The following is a 19,054-nucleotide window of genomic DNA, read 5'->3' as shown; positions in this document are numbered from 1 at the left end:
CACGAACTCAAGGAGCGCATCATGGCCGGTATCGACGACGTCAATCGCCATCCGGTCATCCACACGTGGTCCTACAAACTCGCCGAGGTCGCCTGATATGATTCGAACCAAGAAAACGCTAATCTAGTCTAGGATCCGCATCCGGGCGGACTGCCGGAGTGCATGGCTGACCACGATATTTTCGACGCTGCGCTGAGGGCCACGATCTCGTGGTCCGGCCACGTCCAGGCCGTGCGATTCCAGCACTGGACTTCACCGCGCTCTGCTGCTGTAATCGGCAGCATGGCATTGCTCTCTGGCTGATCGACTGTAGCGAGCCGCTCGCTTCCGGGCATCACCAGCACATCGGCTGCGCACCGCTCAAGCGCCGTTTGATGCTCGGCGACTTGCAGCCCGATCGTGTCATCGGTAACGCTTTCCATCAGCCATTTGCTGTTTGCGGCTGGAACAACGAAAAAGACTGATCTGGCGCGCGGCGAAACGCGCTCAGTTTGCAGGGTTTCAACGATCCCGTCGCATTGTCCGATATACAGTTTGAAATGAGGCGCCTGCGCAGTCCTCGTGCCACCGCCACTGCATACAGCGCTTGGACGACGTCGTACAGCGCCTGGACGAAGGCGCACCGCGCCTGACGGTCGTCATCAGGTCCTAGCTCGAGCCCGGCGGAATCGACGGCGATAACCACCTTGTCGTTCGAATGTACGTAGATCGCCTGGCCAGCGTGGCTCCGCGCCGCATACGCGTCCTTGCACACACCAGTACTAGCCACACGCCGCCGCGCCCTCCCGATCGATGCCCCGCGCAAAATCTTATAAGGCACGGCTGTGCAGAATTTCTGCGATTCCGAGCGGATTTTGCGGTCTTTAGGCGTATACACTCGTATATTTTCCCTTCAGACGAGTAATCCTAGAAGGGGACGCAGCAATGGGAAACGCGACGCAAGCCTCATCGACGTTGCGTGTGGACCGTGATCATTTGAAGTGCGTGAAGGGCGAGATTGTCTTTGCTCGACGCGCACCCGATGAGGAGGCTCCGGCGTGCATTTTGCCGAATTACGAGAGCTATCCCATGGTGATGTACGACGTCCCCATTCGCAACGCGCGGCCGATCATGGACGAGCTATCCCTCGACAAAGAAGGCTTCATTCTGACACACCACAAAACCGCCTGTGCGGACGTGCGTGACCTGGAGCTCATGCGCGAGAGGTATGTCGATGAGATGGTTCCGTTCATCAAGAACCATTTCAATGCCTCTTGGGTCGTGCCCTTCCGAAGGACCATTCATTTGCGTCGTGCCGCTGGGGCCGCCGTTCCCAAAGGCGGCTGGAACACCGCCGCCGCCGGAGCAAGGGGGCCGGGTGGCTTTGCGCATATTGATTACGCGCCGGTCGCCGCCCCTATGATCGCCGCGCGTGAGAGCCAGCATGAGGGTGTTCCAATTCGCCCGTATTCTCGATTGATGCTCATTCAAGCTTGGCGTGCTCTCTCCCCGCCGCCGCAGGACATTCCCTTGGCGTTCTGCGACGCTACGACCGTTCGCGATACCGATATTGCCATCGCGGACTACGTTTCGGATGCCCAAAACAAGGCTGCCACCACGACGAAAAATTTAGTGTCTCGCTTCAATCCGGACCATCGTTGGTACTACTTCCCGGACATGGTGGCGGACGAGCTCATTTTGTTTAAGGGCTATGATTCCGATGACCACTACAAGCTGTGGTCACCTCACTCGGCATTTGACGATCGCCGCACATACGCTAATGCAAAGGCCCGTGAAAGTGTGGAGGCTCGCTTCTTCGTCTACTACGAATGAGCCGCTGAGATCAGTTCTGCGCTTTCAATCATTACCCAAATTTACAGGGACTTGCTCGCCTAGGCGGGCAGTCCTATGGACAAACGCGTTGCTTGAATGAGGACGGCCTTCTGATCACCGGCGCGAACCGGCGCTGTCGGCCTTCCGCTTGTGGCGCAGTAGCTGGTCTACGACGCCGAGGATTGATTGCCTACTACCGCGATCCGGCGAAGCTTCGACGCACCAAAAGGAAGTTCGCGGCGGTGTCCGGCAGTTCACTGAAGAAGGCGCTTCTGGAGCGTGCGCTAGGTGCGGAGCTGACGCACCATCTTGGGTACGAGAAGAGCGGGCCGCGGGTCGGGCAACAGCCGTAACGCCACGAGCAGCAAAGCGCTGCTGACGGACGACGGTGCGATCGAGATGCCCCGCGACCGCGCCGGCACCTTCGAACCGGTGATCGTCGCCAAGGGCACCGCTTCGACGGCTTCGACGAGAAGATCATCAGCCTCTATGGGCGGGGCATGACGGTGCGGGAGATCCAGGGCCAATCTGGCCGAGCTCTACGGCACCGAGGTGTCCCCCGATCTGCTCAGCAAAGTTACCGACGCGATCCTCGACGAGGTCCGCGAATGGCAAAGCCGGCCGCTGGAAGCGATCTATCCGGTGATCTTCTTCGACGCGCTCAGGGTCAAGATCCGGGACGAGGGGATGGTCAGGAACAAGGCGGTCTACGTCGTACTGGCATCACTGCATCGGGCGAGAACGACGTGCTCGGGCTTTGGACCAGCAGACCGAAGGCGTCAAATTCTGGCTCAAGGTCATGAACGATCTCAGGAACCGCGGCGTCGCCGACATCCTGATCGCCGTCGTCGATGGCTTGAAGGGCTTTCCCGAGGCGATCAACAGCGTCTTTCCAAAGACGATGGTGCACACCTGCATCGTGCATTTGATCTGCAACAGCCTGTCCTTCGTGTCCTGGAAGGATCGCAAGGCGATCCTTCCCTCGATCAAGGTGACCTTGCCCCCATATGTGGAACGGCCCGCGTGGCAAGAGCTTTTTCAGTCGATTCACACATTGGAACGGTGCGGTCATATGTCCGGCCTTTTGTGCGCGGCACATGGCCGCTGGCCTCGATGAGATCCGCGGAACAAGGAGCTAAATCAAGTTTACGCGCTTGAGCGCATTGGGGGCAGTAGCTTCACTCGTTCGGGATTTCGTCCCATGGGTTCATCGCCTGTTGTTGCACCTTGCCCTCTGCCGACCTGCGCCGGTCAGATCGTTTTGGCGGTCACTGCGTCCATCAGACGGCGACCGCGGTAATCGCCAGTGGGTCTGGACGCCGATAAGTTCCGCCCCTGTTCAGAAGCGCCCAGATGATCCGCGCCGTCTTATTGGCTTGCGCGACCGCGACAACCTTGAAGGGCCGTCTGGCGAGAAGCGCCTTCAGCCACGGCCGCGTCCGAGCGTCGTTTCGGGCGACCCGCAAGACGGCTGTTGCCCCGACAACGAGGAGAGCGCGGAGTTCCGGATTTCCCATCTTCGATATTCGTCCCAGTCGCTCTTTGCCTCCGCTTGAATGAGACCGCGGCGTCAATCCCAGCCACGCGGCAAAGTGGCGAGCCGACTTGAACCCGCGGGGATCCGGCACAAGCGCCTTGATGGTCGCCGCCGTAATGGCGCCGACACCAGGGATCGTGGTCAACCGACGCATGTCCTCGTCGTGCTTAGCCTCGACGACGATTGCGCGCTCGAGCCTGTCGATCTGGTCGGCTGAAGCTTCAATCTCATCGGCAATAGCCATCAGCGCGAAGCGCGCTGCTGCGGGCAGGCGAGCATCTGTCTCGTCCCGTACAATCGCGACCAGCGCCTCAACCTTTGCCAGGCCGGCGGTGGCGATGATGCCCAAATCGGCCAGATGCGCGCGTAGGGCGTTGACCGCCTGCGTTCGCTGCCGCACCAAAAGGGCGCGGGTCTTCAGCACCATCGTGGCAGCCTGCTGCTCGGCCGTCTTGAACGGGACGAAGCGCATGGTCTTTCGGGTCACCGCTTCGCTGATCGCCTCCGCATCCGCCGCATCCGTCTTACCTCGCTTGACGAAGGGTTTGACATAAGCCGGCGGAATAAGCCGCACCTGATGACCGAGAGCTGCGATCTCGCGCGCCCAATAGTGGGCGCTACCGCATGCTTCCATCCCCACCAGGCATGGCGGCAGCTTCTCGAAGAAACGCAGAACTTCGCTGCGCCGCAGCTTCCGGTTGAACACAGGCGAGCCCTCGGCATCCGCGCCGTGAACCTGGAAAACGTGCTTGGCCAAATCCAACCCGATGGTGCTAACCTGCTTCACGGAACGGCCCCTCCTTTGCGGCGTTCGATCAACGACCACGTTCCAGCACTTTGATGCTGTTAGAGCGGGCCGTTCCACCACATCAAGTTTTAGCCAGTCCTGAGTTCGCCCTGACGGTTAGATTTGCCCGGTTGAACGCTGTTACGACGGGAGCTGGCGCGGAGCCGTCGGCAAGCGAGGGCGAACTCAGATGGGGTCTTCCATCCGATCTGCAAGTGGGGTCGGGCGCCATTGTAGTCGGCCCTCCAGCATCCGAGCGTGACGCGGGCCTGGAGCAGTGACGTGAACAGCGTCTCGTTCAACAGTTCGTCCCGTAGGCCATTGAAGCTCTCTATGAACGCATTCTGCATAGGCTTGCCGGGCGCGCTGTAGTGCCAGACGTCGCGGCTTTGATCCGCCCAGGTCAGGATAGCGTTGCTGGTGAGTTCGGTGCCGTTGTCGCTGACCACCATGTTGGGCTTGCCGCGCTCGACGATCAGCCGGTTAGTTCCCGAGCCACCCGGGTCCCCGAGAGCGAGGTGTCGGCTACCAGAGCCAGACGCTCGCGGGTGCAATCGTCGACCACGGTCAAGATGCGGAAGCGTAGGCCGTCGGTGAGCTGATCCGAGACGAAGTCGAGCGACCAGCGATCGTTGAGCACCATCGGCACCATCATAGGCGTCCGAGTCCCGATCGCCCGCTTGCGGCCGCCAGGGCGACGCACCGCGAGCTTCTCTTCTCGGTGGAGCCAGCTTCTTGTGGTTGACCAGGTAGCCCTCCCGCTTGAGCAGCACGTGCAGGCGTCGATAGCCGAAGCGGCGACGCTCCTGGGCGATCGCTCGAATGCGTTGGCGAAGGCCTGCATCGTCCGACCTTGCCGTCCGGTATCTCATTGTCATGCGGCAACAGCCGATGCCTTTACACGCCCGCCGTTAGCTCATCCCGAAGGATTCCCGCAGATGCACGATAGCTTTCCGCTTGGCCGCGGGCGTCACCATTTCTTTCCCAAGAGATCCTTCAAGGCTGCGTTATCCAGCATAGCGTCGGCCAAAAACCGCTTCAGCCGCGTGTTCTCATCCTCCAGCGTCTTCAGCCGCTTGGCCTCCGAGACCTCCATCCCGCCAAACCTGGATTTCCATTTGTAGATGCTGGCGTCGCTGACGCCATGCTTGCGGCACAGATCGGTGACCGAAACGCCGGCCTCGTGCTCCTTCAAAATCCCTATGATCTGCTCTTCCGAAAAGCGGTTGCGCTTCATGCTCTGGTCCTCGTCTGGGCCAGAGCGAACTTCAAACTGGATTAAGCCAGTGGGGTAAGGTCAGGATCACCATCCGCTGGCTATCGATATCGGTAACCTTGAGAAAAACGACTTCCGGTACGCCTAAACCGGCGGCATAGACCGTCGTCCGGGAAGTCTACCCGTTCACTGAGTTTATTATCTGGAACCTCAATGGTATTCCCCACGAGCATTTCGCGAAACTCCTTCACACCTTCAGAGAACAGGTGGCACCCGTCGTGTTTCCGGAAAAGAAGTGGTGAAGACGTGAGAAAAGCCGATCTGGCGCTGATCGAAGGCACACAAGCCTTTGTTGCGAGGCGGGGCGAGCGAAAAGCCAGCTGAATTCGGAGTTCGTCGTCTCGCCGGCGCGCGGCGGCGCCCGCTATATCGATGGTAGCGCCTTTGCGATGCACAGCGCGATCCGGGCTTGAGCCATCTGTAAGCCGCATCGATTTCACCGGATGAAGTGGATTTGATCGCGCTCTGGACGTCGGGCAGGGGCCACGGGGCAATCAGTATTAGTTCGCAACAGCATGGTCATCCAGCAAGAGGTATTTATGCCGACCATTTCCGACGCAAAGACATTCTGGCGCGCGCTGGGCATGCGCGCGATTGGCGCTGCTGTTGTGACCGCGGGCGGCTCTGCCGGCCCAGCCGGCTTTCTACGCACTCTCGGCGACGCACCTGAGTTCCGATCCGCCTACCATGCTGGTCTCGATCGGCAAGAAGACATCGGCTCTTGCGGCGATCGCTGAAGCCAAGCACTTCGCAACAACTACCTGCCGACCGGAACGGAGGAGCTTGCGCGCAGCTTTGGCGGCCAGGGCCGCTCAAAGGCACCGATCGCTTTGTCCCGGAGCAGTGGACAACGCTCGCGACAGGCGCGCCGACATTGAAAGCGGCCGTCGGCGTGCTCGACTGCCAGCTCGAGGAAATGATCGAGCGCTTTGAGACCATCATCGCGATCGGGCGCATCGCCGCCTACCTGCAGGCGGAGAACGTCAAGCCGCTCGTCACCTTCCGGGGTGGGTATCTCTAGCGGATGACCATTCTAAGTCCGCTGATTCTGGGGAAAGCGGATGATCCGGAAGCAAGTGAAGCGCGCGCTTTCGTTTCCCGCTTCCTAGGTCGAGCAAGAATTGACGCTCCAGCGACCGGCAACAGGGCAACTCACCCCGGCAAAGGGCATGAGCACCTTCAAGGGCTGCCGTGAGTTTGAAGGTGATCATTCTTGTCCACACCACCTAGTTAACTAGTGTTCTGTCCGGGAAATTCGCCGACAAGTCGCGCGAGTTTCTGGAGGACGGAGTCGGCGGTAGAGGTCCACATGAAAGGGCGTGTATCTGCATTGTGGCGGTCGATTTTTTTGACGAGGTCGGCGGTGGAATCGAACGATCCCCGCCGGATGGCGCGTTGGGTGATGAGCGCGAAGAAGCGTTCGACCTGGTTAAGTCAGGAGGCGTAGGTTCGCGTGAAGTGAATGTGCCAACGCGGGACGGCGGGCGAGCCAGGCCCTGACCTTGGGATCGTGCTGGCCTGCGAACGGGAGCCGAGCAACGCGGTCGTGGCGACGCGGCTTGGTGTCGGCCCCCATACGATCGGCAAATGGCGCAATCGCTTCATCGCAAATCTGATCGAGGGGCTCCACGACGAGATGCGTACCGGCAGGCCCCGCACGGTTGAGGATGAGGCCGTGGGTTAGATCTTGAGGTTCCCTGGCAGCTCCAGCCAGCGCACAAGCAAGGATCCATTTTTCAGATGAAGATCTCTGGATGTCAAAGAAGCAAATGAAAGCCGCATCGAACATCATCGGTGCGAGTTGCCTCGTACTTTCGCGTGCAGGGAGCGATAGGAATTCAATGGTCAGCCAAGCAGCGGTTTAGACGCATCGACAGTAAGCAAACTGCCACTCCGATGATCATCCGTATTGCCAATGCTGAGAGCACGCACTTTGTGATCCTCTTGCCTAAAAATTACTGGTTTTCGCCGTGCTCGCTCTCAAACAGCAGCAACTCACTCGCGGTGCGGTCGGGGACGTCTTCCTTCCAGCGTACCGATCCGAACGGGCGCTCTAGCATGCGGCGGACACGTACCGGGTCGGGCCCGATGTGGAAAGTCACCGCTTGCTTATCCAGGGCGCGCTCCGACTGTGTCCAGCGGGTTCGCTGGCGCAAATAATCGAGCCATGTCGGGCAGTGATAGCGCTCGGTCCACAGTTCGGGGTCGGCGATATCGCGCGCAATGGACCAGCCGTAGGCCCCGTTGCGTTGACGGGACAACTGTATGTCCTGCATCAAATTGTGGAAGGCGCGCGCATTTTCCGGTGCGACGCGATATTCGACCTCCACCACCAGCGGTCCGCTGCGGTATGTAAGCGGAAGCCGAACCTCCGGATCGGCCAGCACCTCTGCCTCCTGGCTTAGCGCATTGATTCGGGGCATGCGCAGCCAGAGCCCAAGCAGCGGCGAAATCATCAGCAGTGCGGCAGAGCTAAGCAGCGCGACCTCGACGCCGGCAGCATCGGTGAGGCGGCCCCAGCCCCAGGCACCGATAGCAAAGCCACCCGAGGATGCAGCCTGATAAGCCGCAAGCGCTCGGCCTAACACCCAGCGGGGCGCGGAGAGCTGCACGCCGATATTAAACAAGGTGGTTGTCATTGTCCAAACCGCACCGGCCAAGACCAGTGCGGTCGCAGTCAGAACCGGCTCACGGCTCAACGCCACGGCCGCGATGGCGCCTCCCATGGAGAGCGTGCAGGCGCGAACGGCGGCTTCGCCGCTCATGCGGTTGCGTACCTCGCCGAGGCAGAGTGCTCCAATAACGGCCCCGAGACCAAAGGCGCCGAGCATGATACCATAGATCTGCGCGTCACCGTGCAAGAGATCACGAGCGACTAGCGGCATGAGGGCCGAATAAGAGCAACCGATCAGACCGGTTACCATGGCGCGAGCCATTACGATCCTGATCGAGGGCGAATTGCTGATATAGCGCATGCCTGAGAGAATGGCGCGGCTAAGTTGTTCGCGCGGCAGTCGTGGCGGCTTCGCCAGACGCTTCCAAAGGAGCAGCGCCGCCATTAGCGGCAGGAAGAGTAACGCGTTAAGTGCAAAGGCTGCTACAGCCCCACCGGTCGCAACCACAATACCGCCGATCGCAGGCCCGAAGCTGCGCGCGATGTTGTAGCTGATTCCATTTAGCGCAACCGCGGCAGGCAGCGCCTCCGCCGGCACCTGCTCGCTAACAGAGGATTGCCAGGCGGGACCCATCAACGCCATGCCGCTGCCTACCACGAAGCAAAGCACAAGCAACAAGTTCGGCGTGTTGAGGCCCAACCAATCGATCGCCGTCAGCGTAGTCGCGCCGGAAAGTGCGATCGAGAGCGCGACCACCGCGACGATACGGCGGTCATACATATCGGCAACGGCGCCGGCCGGCATCGCGATCAGCATCACCGGGAGCATCAATGCGGTCACGACCAGCGCGACCTTGTCGGCTGACGAGGTCATCTCCGTCATGGCCCACGACGCCCCGACGAGCTGGATGAGGAGGCCGAGATTGGACAACAAGCTCGCTAACCAGATGTGCCGGAATGTGGCATAGCGCAGCGGACTGGTGATGCCGCCGACATCGGACATCTGTGGCTGATGCAGATCGATCATGCCGGCTCCCTTCCTCGCGTCTGATGGCTGGTTCTCGACCAAATCGGTAGTGGTCGGGGCAAGTTTGCCGCTTTCAAATGGGCAAGCGCTCTATCAACCTCGTGTTCCTTGTGCTGTTGAAGCACGATCATCCGGTGAGGCCAGCTAACGCCCCGGGGTGTCCCTAAGAACCCATACTGGACGGCTCGCGCGCAATCGTCCGGACGGCACCGTATGTGAGTAAGCGCCAAGGACAGCGCCCGTTGCGGTGCCAATTGCCTCGACATGGCAACGCCATCATCCCTATGAATCCTTACGATGTTCTGCCTCTTGGCAAGCCTCGCCATGATCAGGTTCTGCGCTTTCTGCTCCGCGATGATCTCGGCTGCAAAATTGCGACGATGACCGATAAACATTCTACTAACGTTACGACCGCCTCCGCCGAGTTTCTATTTTGTCACCTGAACCGCAGGCGGGTCCCTTGAAAATTAGAGTTCCTTTGCTTTCCATGGTGTGGTCAGTGTGGATGGGTCGCGCAACTGAATGACTAACTCGGGTGGGAGGTGCAGCTCTGATTGGAGAACTTCCCAGATCCTTTGGCCCCTCTTTAGTGTTTCCTTTGCAACATCGGACGCGCGCTCATATCCGATCAGCGGCGTCAGAGCTGTGACGATGGCCGTGCTCGCCTCCAGATGTCCGCGACATCGTTCCACATTGGCTGTTATCCCAATAATGCACCTTTCACGAAGCACTCGCACCGCGTTAGTTAGAAGAGAAATGGATTGCAGTATGCTGTAAGCGATCACGGGCTCCATTACGTTAAGCTGAAGCTGGCCTGCCTCCGCGGCAAACGCTATTGTGAGGTCGGCGCCGATTACCTGAAAGGCGACCTGATTCACCACTTCGGGTATAACGGGGTTAATCTTGCCGGGCATTATAGAGGAGCCTGGCTGGAGAGCCGGTAGATTGATCTCGGCAAGGCCTCCCCGAGGTCCGCTTGAGAGAAGCCGCAGATCGTTCGAAATCTTAGAGAGCTTCGTCGCGGTGCGCTTCAACATTCCCGAGAACAAAACAAACGATCCCGTGTCCCAGCATGCCTCGATCAGGTTGTCGGCTGCGACGAATGGAACCTGAGTAAGTCGTGAGAGCTCCTCCACGACGATACGGGCGTATTCCGGTCTGGTATTGATTCCAGTCCCAATTGCAGTGCCGCCTAGATTCACCTCTCTAAACAGAGACACGAGCTCGTTCAACCGGAATACGTCCTCTCTAATTGTCGTCGAGAACGCATTAAATTCTTGGCCGAGAGTGATTGGAACGGCGTCCTGCAACTGTGTGCGGCCTAGCTTCAAATTGCTGGAGAACTCAGATCCTTTCCGCGCCAGCTCGTCCCCAAGAAGGCGCAGCTCTCGATGTAACGACTGATGCGCAAGCACAATCGCTAGTCGGATTGCAGTTGGATAGACGTCATTCGTCGACTGAGAAAGATTGACATCATCATTTGGATGGACAACGTCGTAGCGACCACGAGGAAATCCCAGATGCTCTAGTGCTCTGTTTGCGATCACTTCGTTGATGTTCATGTTCGCGGAGGTTCCGGCGCCCCCTTGGAAAACATCGATCGGAAACTCGGTGCTCAACTCTCCAGCAAGGATGTCGTCGCAGGCTGCGGCAATCGCCACGGCCTTGCTGGCTGCAATATCTCCAAGCTTAGAGTTCGCCAGAACGGCCGCCTTTTTTACTATAGCCAGCGCGTGAATAAGTTGAAAAAGATGACTGATCCGGATTCCCGAGATTGGGAAATGTTTGATCGCTCGCACCGTCTGAGCCCCATAGTATGCCTCGCTCGGGACCTCCACTTCTCCTAAACTGTCGACCTCGCGGCGTGTTTTGCTCATTCTTGCTCTCTGAATCGTCTCGTGACCTTTGCTGCCAATGAATGATCGCGCGTTGTAGAGTCTAAGGCGCGCGGCTACATCAGCTGCGCGACCGAATACCGTCTCCGTGGCGACTGGTTCGCGAAGAGAGCTCGAAAGCGAACCCGACCTTCGTCCGTTTTACTTTCTTTGGAAGATTTGATCTGCGATTACCTCTTCTCAGCTCAAGCGCTGATAACGGTAGAGTAGAGGAGGGATGGTGCAGATTTTTCGCGTTCTAATAGAGTGCGCGAAGAAAAAGCGCGTAAACCTATCGATGAGCCGTCTGGATGCGGGCGTGTCTCAATCTTCAGACGGGACTTCGACTGGAACGGCGAAGCTAGCTTTTACGCGATCCATCACCACCATCGTCTTGAAGCCCTTGATGTCCGAGTTCTCATAAAAGAACCGCCGAGTGAATCGCTCATAATCCTCCATGGTGCGAGCGGAAATATACAGGACGAAGTCGGCGTCACCGGTGACGTAAAATCCATTGACGACTTCAGCTGACGATTTGATGGCCTTCTTAAATTTATCGATTATGTCTGAACGCTCTCGCTCCAGGGTCACGAGCACCAGCATTTGAATTGGTCTTCCTACCGACTTCACCGAAACGATTGACACGTCGGACTCTATGATGCCCTCCGAACGGAGTCGCTTCAGTCGTCTTTGGCATGCTGTCGCAGAAAGCCCGACCATTTCCCCGAGCACCTCGGAGGTTAGTCGGTTGTTCTTTTGCACGATCTCGAGAATGCGGGCGTCTATTCGGTCGTATTGCATATTGGTTTTCCCCCTTCTGATGAATTTCGCCGCGAAGTGCCTGTGCTATGCAGGAAATCGTCCGAACGACAGGAAAATGCGACGCAAACACGTTTACGACAGCAGTATGCTGAATGCATAGGCAATTTCAACAGGCGCGGCGCGGGGGCTCTCAATGGCCTTACAAACTATTCGACAGGAAACTCGACATTCGGCCGGTCCTGCTCTTGGGCATCTGCAAAACCTGCGGCGCCGCGACTTTGTTGCGGGCGCTGCATTGATCGACGGTGGCTGGATTGCGAGCGAGCAAAGAGACGTTGTGGTCGATCCGGCCACGGGGGAAGAGATCGCGGAGGTGGGTCGTTGCAGTGCCGCGGACATGAATCTGGCGATCTCGGCAGCTGAGCGATCGTTTCCCGCTTGGCGAGAATTGTTGCCTGCAAGACGGGGGATAATTCTTCGAGCTTGGGCGTCATTGATGCTCGAGCACTCGGAAGAGCTCGCCATATTGGTAACGAGCGAGCAGGGAAAGCCGCTCGCTGAGGCGCGCCACGAAATTGCTTACGGCGCTGGCTTTCTCGAGTGGTTCGCTGCGGAGGGCGAGCGCGCATACGGTGAGACGATCCCTAGTCACAAACTTGGGACTCTTCTTCAGGTGCGCATGCAGCCAATTGGCGTGGCCGCTGCGATCACTCCGTGGAATTTTCCTGTCGCAATGATTACGCGAAAGGCTGGAGCGGCTCTTGCCGCCGGTTGTCCCATCATTGTGAAGCCTGCTCCCGAGACCCCGCTCTCTGCTCTTGCTGTGGCCAGATTGGCTGAAGAAGCGGGCGTCCCGCCCGGCGTATTTCAGGTGCTGGTCGGAAATCCCATCGAGCTTTCGGCGCCTCTCTTGCGCGATACAAGAATACGCGCTCTGTCATTCACCGGATCTACGGAAGTTGGGCGTCTGCTTCTGGAAGCGGCGGGTAAGACCGTAAAGAAGGTGTCGCTCGAACTGGGGGGGCATGCCCCCTTTATCATCTTTGACGATGTTGAGCTTGATAAAGCTGTCAATGGCGCGATGGCCGCAAAGTTCGCTACGTCGGGTCAGGATTGCTTGGCGGCGAACCGCATCTACGTACAAAGGGGCATCTACAACGCGTTCGTCGAGTCCTTTGCCGCGGCAATCGCTCAACTCAGGGTCGGCCACGGCTTGGACCCTGCAACAAACATCGGGCCAATGACGAAGCTATCGGTAGCCAACAAGTGCAGGGCGCAAATTGAGGATGCGGTAGCAAGGGGAGCGCGGATGATTTCCGCAAAGCAAGATGAGAGCCCGGGCCCGAACTTCGTAGTCCCAACGTTGCTCACCGAAGTCACCGACGAGATGCTCATCGCTCGTGAAGAAACATTTGGGCCGGTCGCTGCCGTGCTGCCATTCGACTCTGAAGAAGAGGTCGTCGCTCGGGCTAACGCTAATGAAATGGCGCTGGCTGGCTACGTCTATACAGACAGCTTACGTCGGGCTCTTCGACTTTCTGAGAAAATCGAGTGCGGCATGATCGGCATGAATACGGCTTCATTCACGGGGCCTCCTATTCCGTTCGGCGGATTGAAGCAGTCCGGACTCGGTCGCGAAGGGTCGAGGCACGGCTTAGCGGAATATATGGAACTGAAATACGTCTGCTTCGGCGATCTGGCGGCTTAGGAGAAATTGGAATGATTGACATTAAGACCATCGCCAAGCTCGATCGCTCGACTGTTCTGCATCCTTTCACCCAACTCAAAGAATACGCCAGTGGCAAGTCCGGTGATCCTACCATCGTCACTGGGGGCAAAGGCATCCGAATCGAAGATGCGCAGGGGCATAGTTACATCGACGGCTTTGCTGGCCTCTACTGCGTAAACATTGGATACGGTCGGACCGAGGTGGCTGAGGCCATCGCGCGGCAGGCTTACAAACTAGCATACTACCACACATACGCAGCCCACACGACTGAAGAGCTCGCGATCCTGTCGGATCGTCTCATAAGAATGGCGCCGGGTAAGCCCAGCAAGGTATTTTTTGGACTCTCCGGATCAGACGCGAACGAAACCCAAGCTAAGCTAGTTTGGTATTATAACAATCTACGTGGCCAGCCTAAGAAGAAGAAGATTATTTCGCGCGAGCGGGGCTACCATGGCTGCTCAGTCATTTCCGGTTCGATGACTGGTATGACGTTCTACCATGATCACATGGACCTTCCGTTTCCGGGCATTTTGCACACCGGCACGCCGCATCACTATTGGGGCGCTGAGCCGGGCGAGACGGAGGAAACTTTCTCCCGTCGGCGTGCCGCCGAACTTGAAGAACTCATCCTGCGTGAGGGCCCCGAAACAATAGGCGCATTCATTGCTGAGCCGGTGTTAGGTACGGGGGGCATCACACCGCCGCCTGCCGGCTACTGGCGCGAAATTCAGGCCGTGCTTCGACGGTACGATGTTCTTATGATTGCCGATGAGGTGATTTGCGGATTCGGTCGAACTGGGGCTGACTTCGGCAGCACGTTGTATGAGATCGAGCCTGACCTGGTGACGGTCGCTAAAGGACTGACCTCCGGCTACGTGCCACTCTCGGCAGCTATAGTTGGTGAGAGGGTTTATTCGGTTTTGGAGGAAGCTGCTGATCGAGTCGGAGCATTTTCACATGGATATACCTATTCGGGCCATCCGATTGCGGCCGCTGCTGCCAACGCTGTCCTCGACATTGTCGAGAAGGAGCGACTAAGCGACCGCGCGAGGATCGTCGGCTCGCACTTCCATGAGCGGCTCAAAGAACGGTTTGCGCAGCTCGAGATCGTCGGGGAAGTTAGAGGCGTTGGCTTGCTCGGGGCGATCGAATTCGTTGCGGATCGCCAGACGAAGCGCCGATTTGATCCACAGCTCAAAGTAGGGGCTCGCATCTCGCAGGCTGCTCGCGATCGGGGGCTTATTGCGCGAGCAATGCCGCATGGAGACATTCTCGGCTTTGCGCCACCTCTAGTTGTGTCAGAGACTGAGATCGACGAGATTGTTGATCTGGCATATCAAGCGACGAAGCAAGTTATGGACGAACTCGCGAAACAATCGTCAACTACGTGAACGTGGCCTGCAAAGTGCTGTGGACCTATAGCCGCTGACTCCCAATCCGCTCCCCTTTGCACTGGAACATTGTCGCTGAGCTAAAGGCGAGCTCTCCATGTGAGTGGAGTCGACTTAAATAGCTTGATGAACAGGTAAACTGCTGAGGCAAGAAGCAATCTGCAGAGGGAAGAAGCGGTGGGAAACTCGAAACGGATCTCGTTGAAGGCTGAAGACCAGGTGCGGGGCGCTGGCCTAAGGATTACTGCGACTGAATGGGGTAGTGAAGGTCTCACTTGACTCGATCAAGAAGATCCCTGCCGCGCAGTCCAATGTGGACATCGATTGGCAGAATGACGATCATTGCGTGGCGGGCCGCATCGCTGAGGCGCAGATGTCATCTGGGCGTTTTTCAGCCAGCGCTCGAATCGAGGAGGCCGAATCCGTAACAAACGCCCCCAACACTTTGCAGTGTTCACCGATCCCGATCCGATTTGCGCGGTCTTTCCACATCGACCCACTTTACCCGAAGTAGCCGCCTGACGACTTCAGCAGGAAGCCAGCGCCTGAAAAGCATAAGCGGGCGTGGCCGGTCATTGCCCCGCGGGTGCAGGCACCGGGCGACACCAGCGCGGCCGGTGCTGGTCTTCAACGGTGCACGTGCGCAAGCCCGCTTCAACAACCGTCCGCCCCCGGCTTTCCCCCTTGCTGGTCCATTCCGTATACGGCTAGATCAAACCGACTAGAACAAACGAGAAGAGCGATCTGCCGCGCGGTAGCACGCTCCATGACATGGATCCATTGCGACTCGCATGCCGCGGATTTCTCTTCCTGGCGCTTGGCTTCGTCTTTGAAGCTGGAGCGACGTCAATGATGATGATGATCGCGCCGCGCTCGGATCGATGCAGCCGTGGCCTCCATGGTCGGCGTTTTCGCAGCCGCTCGCGTACCGGGCTCGAGTTGGGGCATGTCCAAATTCATAGAATGCGTTCTCATTTTTGCAGGGTTGCAGCGATCCGGACCCATTTACGCGTTTTTTTTGCGTCGACTTACTATACAGTGATGGAGCTAGCCGGTCTTACGAACTTCAGCAGGAAGCGAGCGCGTGGGCGCCGTCGCAAAAGGAGTAGATATGAATCGCAGACGCCGGGAATTCTTTGAACAGCAGCGACGCTCGGCGTGGTCGGCAAATGCTTGCTCTTCGCGCGAGAGGAGCAAGCGAAGGAAAATCTCAAAGTTCGGGGATTGCGGTCCCGGTTATGCCGATGGCTCGAAAAACGTGACGGGAAGGTGGGCGTCGTGAAAGCTGATTGGGCCTACATCCCGGGCGGGCACACCGCGGACGATCTTCGCGAGCGCGCGGGAGAACTGCTCCCGGCAGGTGTGTTCGCGCACGTAATCGGCGGCGCCGGCGACGAGCGGACCCTTGCAGCGAACCGCGCCGGGTTCGGTCGTTACCGTCTGCTCTCCCGCGTGCTCGTCGATGTCGCCGAGGTCGACACGAGCGTCGACATACTGGGGACCAGGCTTGATGCCCCCATTTTCACCTGTCCGACGGGGGGGGTCGGAGCGGTGCATCCGGAGAGCGAGAGCGGCATAGCCCGCGGAGCCGCGGCGGCTGGTGTCGGATTTATGCTGAGCGGCCTGTCGAGTGTCACGCTCGAAGAGGTCGCGGCGGCGGCAGGGCCCGCGCGCTGGCAGCAGATCTTCTGGCAACCCAGCCGTGAGGTAATGTGCGACCTAGTCGAGCGAGGAGAAAAGGCGGACTACAAGGCGGTCGTGCTATCGGTCGATGACGGGGATGTGGCGAGACGGAGGATCGTCCGGACGGGCTACCGCGTACCGGTCGAGGACACGGTCGCCAATCTCAAGCGATATGGAAGTACGGAATGGCAGGCGCGCCTGCGCGACCGCTTGCATGACCCGGGTGACGACGTGTCCCTAAGCTGGAAGAACGTCGAGTGGTTCAAATCGATCGTGCGTGTCCCCTTGCTGCTTAAGGGCATCATGTCGCCTCTGGATGCGCGGCGTGCCGTCGATGCTGGCGTCGACGGGATCATCCTCTCGAACCACGGCGGCCGCCACCTCGATGGGCTTCCGGGAACGATCGAGGTTCTCGAGGAGGTCCTCAATGCGGTCGGCGGCAAGATTCCCGTTCTCATGGACGGCGGAGTGCGCCGCGCGACCGATATCGCGGTCGCGCTCAGTCTCGGGGCGGCGGCCGTCGGGCTCGGCAGTCCCGTGGTCTGCGCACTCGCCTGTGGCGGTGCGGAGGTGGTCAGCGCATACCTTGAGGACCTCGTCACTGACCTTCGCCGCGCGCTTGGGGTGCTAGGCGTTCCCAACGTCGCAGGCCTGACCCGTGGTCACGTCTCGCGGATCGACCAATACGTTCCGGATACCGTGCTAGGTCCGTTCCTGCCCGCGCGGTAGGCCGTCGAGATGTCGGCGCAGAATGGTGGAGACAGCCAGCGGGTGGACGTGCCCGCCGGCGCGCGCTATCTCTGCAGGAGACCTGGTTGCCGATATGCCGTCCGTCTGCATTTCCGGTCCCCCACGGCGTCCCTTCAGTGACGGTAGCTACGACGCGTCGATCGCCCACTTGAGCATCTTCTTCACCGTCGTTGCGAGCATCGAGTTCAGGAATCGTTCCCGCGTGCTTGCTGTAGCTCAGGAGGCGTGGCGTCGTTCCGCGGCGATTTTGCGCCGACTGCCGCTGCAATCCATTCTGCCGTCAGTCCGTTGCCGGCAGCAACAGCGATCTGCGCTCTCCAAACCACCTTCTGCGGCGTGCGGCGTCCCGATCGAAATTCGCTCAATATTCTAATTGGGCACACTCACGGGTTCGCGCCGATTCTGAATTGTATGACAGCAACACAGCACCAGCGCTAACGAAAGCGAAAATGTAATGGTTTGTCCACGACGGCCTGAGCCTCAGAGGAATAGCGTCTCCTGGGCCGCCGTCGCAACCCTTCGAACAATTTCGCTTAAGTAAAGCTCGGCTCGAGCTTGATCGGGAAGCACGCGCCGGCGAAATTCACGAGATCCCGCATGCCAATTTGCAGTAATCCGTCGCTGTTGCGATTTGCTCGAGCGATCTCGGCAAATGAAGCGCAAAGTTCGAAGAAAATTGGCCTAGATCTATGCTATAGATGTTACTATGAGCGCGCAAACTCCATACTCACTTGGAATTCTCCATCTCGAACGCGGCGTGCCGTCGGGTGCCGCGCCGCCAAAGCCCCCGCCTGGCTCGATGTTGAATCCGGAGACCTTCGACTTCCCGGTTATCTCCGAAACCGTCGCGGGAGCTTGGGTCGAGAACGTGGTTCGCGGCGATCCGGCGCTGGAGCCGGCTTTCATTGCGGCGGCGCGGCGGCTGGTCGAGCGAGGCGCTGTCGCGATAAGCTCCACGTGTGGCTTCTCTATTCGCCATCAGCGAGCGCTGTCAGCGTCGGTCGAAGTTCCGGTGGCGATGTCTAGTTTGCTTCTGTTGCCGTTGTTAGTCCGTCAGTTGCCGCCCAAGGCTAAGATCGCTGTCCTGACATACGACTCGACGCATTTTGGCGAAGATCTCTTCGGGCTGGATGATCCCGCTGACCGGGCGAGGGTCGTGGTAGGGGGCATCGAAGGTGGCAAATTCTGGCATGACGAACTGAAGCGTCCTGCTCCGCCCATCGATGTTGCCGCAATCGAAACAGATGTCGCCACCTGCATCGCAAGGCTGCGAGTGGCGCATCCGGAGATAGCGGCAATCCTGTTCGAATGTGCGGCCTTCCCAATGGTTGCAGCGGCAATCCGTCGAATGGCGAAGCTGCCTGTCTATGACATTACGGACCTTTGCCGGATGACCATGGCGTCCACAGGACGGAGGCAAGATAGCGATAATCGCAGGGTGTCGTTGACACGAGAGAATCGAGGGACATGATGTTCAATCGGGCTGCGCAATGAGCAGACGACGGCCTCTCTGGCGGGACGAGCTTTCGTTCCGGTCTCGGCGGTAGCATGCCGTCAGGTTATTCGACCGCAGATTGCGGACGGAAGGGGGGCAGATCTCGAGACATATGCGTCGTGATGTGCCTGCGGCAGCGCTTGCTCCGTTGATCAACGCGGCCCAAGCGCCAGTCCAATTACCTTATCTCGTCGTCCGTGAAGAAGGCCTAAGCCACTGATCGGGAATCTCGATTTGGGCTAAGGGGCGTTTGCAGATTGCAAGGTTTTGATGCTTTGGGCATCGGAACCTTGCGATTTCGTTTTTGGGATTCCCTC

At 58.7% G+C, this 19,054-nt stretch carries 13 protein-coding genes and 4 pseudogenes; 9 read left to right on the top strand and 8 right to left on the bottom strand.

The features are described from left to right. Positions 1–128: 128 nt before the first annotated feature. Together GWE18_RS40695 and GWE18_RS40690 are read right to left on the bottom strand one after the other, a co-directional pair. The gene (locus GWE18_RS40695) at positions 129–422 is read right to left on the bottom strand and encodes a hypothetical protein (RefSeq protein ID WP_275191127.1); all 294 of its coding nucleotides are present in this window, start codon (positions 420–422) and stop codon (positions 129–131) included. Then, complete coding sequence (locus GWE18_RS40690) at positions 422–877, bottom strand: hypothetical protein (protein ID WP_275191126.1); 456 nt, start codon at positions 875–877, stop codon at positions 422–424. Before GWE18_RS40690 ends, GWE18_RS40695 begins: the two co-directional genes overlap by 1 nt. 47 nt (positions 878–924) lie before the next feature. On the opposite strand from GWE18_RS40690, the gene GWE18_RS40685 reads away from it, so the two are divergent. Next, positions 925–1,812, top strand: a complete 888-nt coding sequence (locus tag GWE18_RS40685) for a CmcJ/NvfI family oxidoreductase (protein WP_275191125.1) — start codon at positions 925–927, stop codon at positions 1,810–1,812. Between the two features lie 257 nt (positions 1,813–2,069). Then, positions 2,070–2,803, top strand: a pseudogene (locus GWE18_RS40680) (IS256 family transposase); the annotation flags it as partial. A 289-nt stretch (positions 2,804–3,092) separates the two neighbouring features. On the opposite strand, the gene GWE18_RS40675 reads toward GWE18_RS40680, so the two are convergent. Next, positions 3,093–4,136 (bottom strand): IS110 family transposase, encoded by a 1,044-nt coding sequence (locus GWE18_RS40675; RefSeq protein WP_275191124.1) that lies wholly within the window; start codon positions 4,134–4,136, stop codon positions 3,093–3,095. A gap of 89 nt (positions 4,137–4,225) precedes the next feature. Next, positions 4,226–5,373, bottom strand: a pseudogene (locus tag GWE18_RS40670) (IS3 family transposase). A 726-nt stretch (positions 5,374–6,099) separates the two neighbouring features. On the opposite strand from GWE18_RS40670, the pseudogene GWE18_RS42440 reads away from it, so the two are divergent. Then, positions 6,100–6,165 (top strand): annotated as a pseudogene (locus GWE18_RS42440) (hypothetical protein); the annotation flags it as partial. Next, positions 6,134–6,433 carry a flavin reductase family protein gene (locus GWE18_RS40655; RefSeq protein ID WP_275191123.1) on the top strand — a complete coding sequence of 100 codons (300 nt, stop codon included), beginning with the start codon at positions 6,134–6,136 and terminating at the stop codon, positions 6,431–6,433. The pseudogene GWE18_RS42440 and the gene GWE18_RS40655, both read left to right, overlap by 32 nt. 209 nt (positions 6,434–6,642) lie before the next feature. Here the strand turns inward: GWE18_RS40655 and GWE18_RS40650 are convergent. The 4 genes and pseudogenes from GWE18_RS40650 to GWE18_RS40635 form a co-directional block, all read right to left on the bottom strand. Then, positions 6,643–6,919, bottom strand: a pseudogene (locus tag GWE18_RS40650) (IS630 family transposase); the annotation flags it as partial. 448 nt (positions 6,920–7,367) lie between these two features. Beyond that, entirely contained in the window at positions 7,368–9,053 is a 1,686-nt protein-coding gene (locus GWE18_RS40645; protein WP_275191122.1) for an MFS transporter, read from the bottom strand. Between the two features lie 467 nt (positions 9,054–9,520). Beyond that, positions 9,521–10,930, bottom strand: a complete 1,410-nt coding sequence (locus tag GWE18_RS40640; protein ID WP_275191121.1) for an aspartate ammonia-lyase — start codon at positions 10,928–10,930, stop codon at positions 9,521–9,523. 321 nt (positions 10,931–11,251) lie between these two features. Continuing rightward, entirely contained in the window at positions 11,252–11,728 is a 477-nt protein-coding gene (locus GWE18_RS40635; RefSeq protein ID WP_275191120.1) for an Lrp/AsnC family transcriptional regulator, read from the bottom strand. A 154-nt stretch (positions 11,729–11,882) separates the two neighbouring features. On the opposite strand from GWE18_RS40635, the gene GWE18_RS40630 reads away from it, so the two are divergent. From GWE18_RS40630 to GWE18_RS40610, 5 genes are all read left to right on the top strand, one after another. After that, complete coding sequence (locus GWE18_RS40630) at positions 11,883–13,397, top strand: NAD-dependent succinate-semialdehyde dehydrogenase (RefSeq protein WP_275191119.1); 1,515 nt, start codon at positions 11,883–11,885, stop codon at positions 13,395–13,397. 11 nt (positions 13,398–13,408) lie between these two features. Continuing rightward, complete coding sequence (locus tag GWE18_RS40625) at positions 13,409–14,809, top strand: aminotransferase (RefSeq protein ID WP_275191118.1); 1,401 nt, start codon at positions 13,409–13,411, stop codon at positions 14,807–14,809. A gap of 262 nt (positions 14,810–15,071) precedes the next feature. Further along, positions 15,072–15,323, top strand: a complete 252-nt coding sequence (locus tag GWE18_RS40620; protein WP_275191117.1) for a hypothetical protein — start codon at positions 15,072–15,074, stop codon at positions 15,321–15,323. Positions 15,324–16,087: 764 nt separating this feature from the next. Then, positions 16,088–17,221 carry an alpha-hydroxy acid oxidase gene (locus tag GWE18_RS40615; protein WP_275191116.1) on the top strand — a complete coding sequence of 378 codons (1,134 nt, stop codon included), beginning with the start codon at positions 16,088–16,090 and terminating at the stop codon, positions 17,219–17,221. 727 nt (positions 17,222–17,948) lie between these two features. Beyond that, positions 17,949–18,713: a hypothetical protein gene (locus GWE18_RS40610; RefSeq protein WP_275191115.1), complete on the top strand. Its 765-nt coding sequence runs from the start codon at positions 17,949–17,951 to the stop codon at positions 18,711–18,713. The last annotated feature ends 341 nt before the right edge of the window (positions 18,714–19,054 follow it).

It is taken from the genome of Bradyrhizobium sp. CSA112 (genome assembly GCF_029051645.1).
In the GTDB taxonomy this organism is placed as follows: Bacteria; Pseudomonadota; Alphaproteobacteria; order Rhizobiales; family Xanthobacteraceae; genus Bradyrhizobium.
This window is presented reverse-complemented; position numbering and strand designations above follow the sequence as displayed.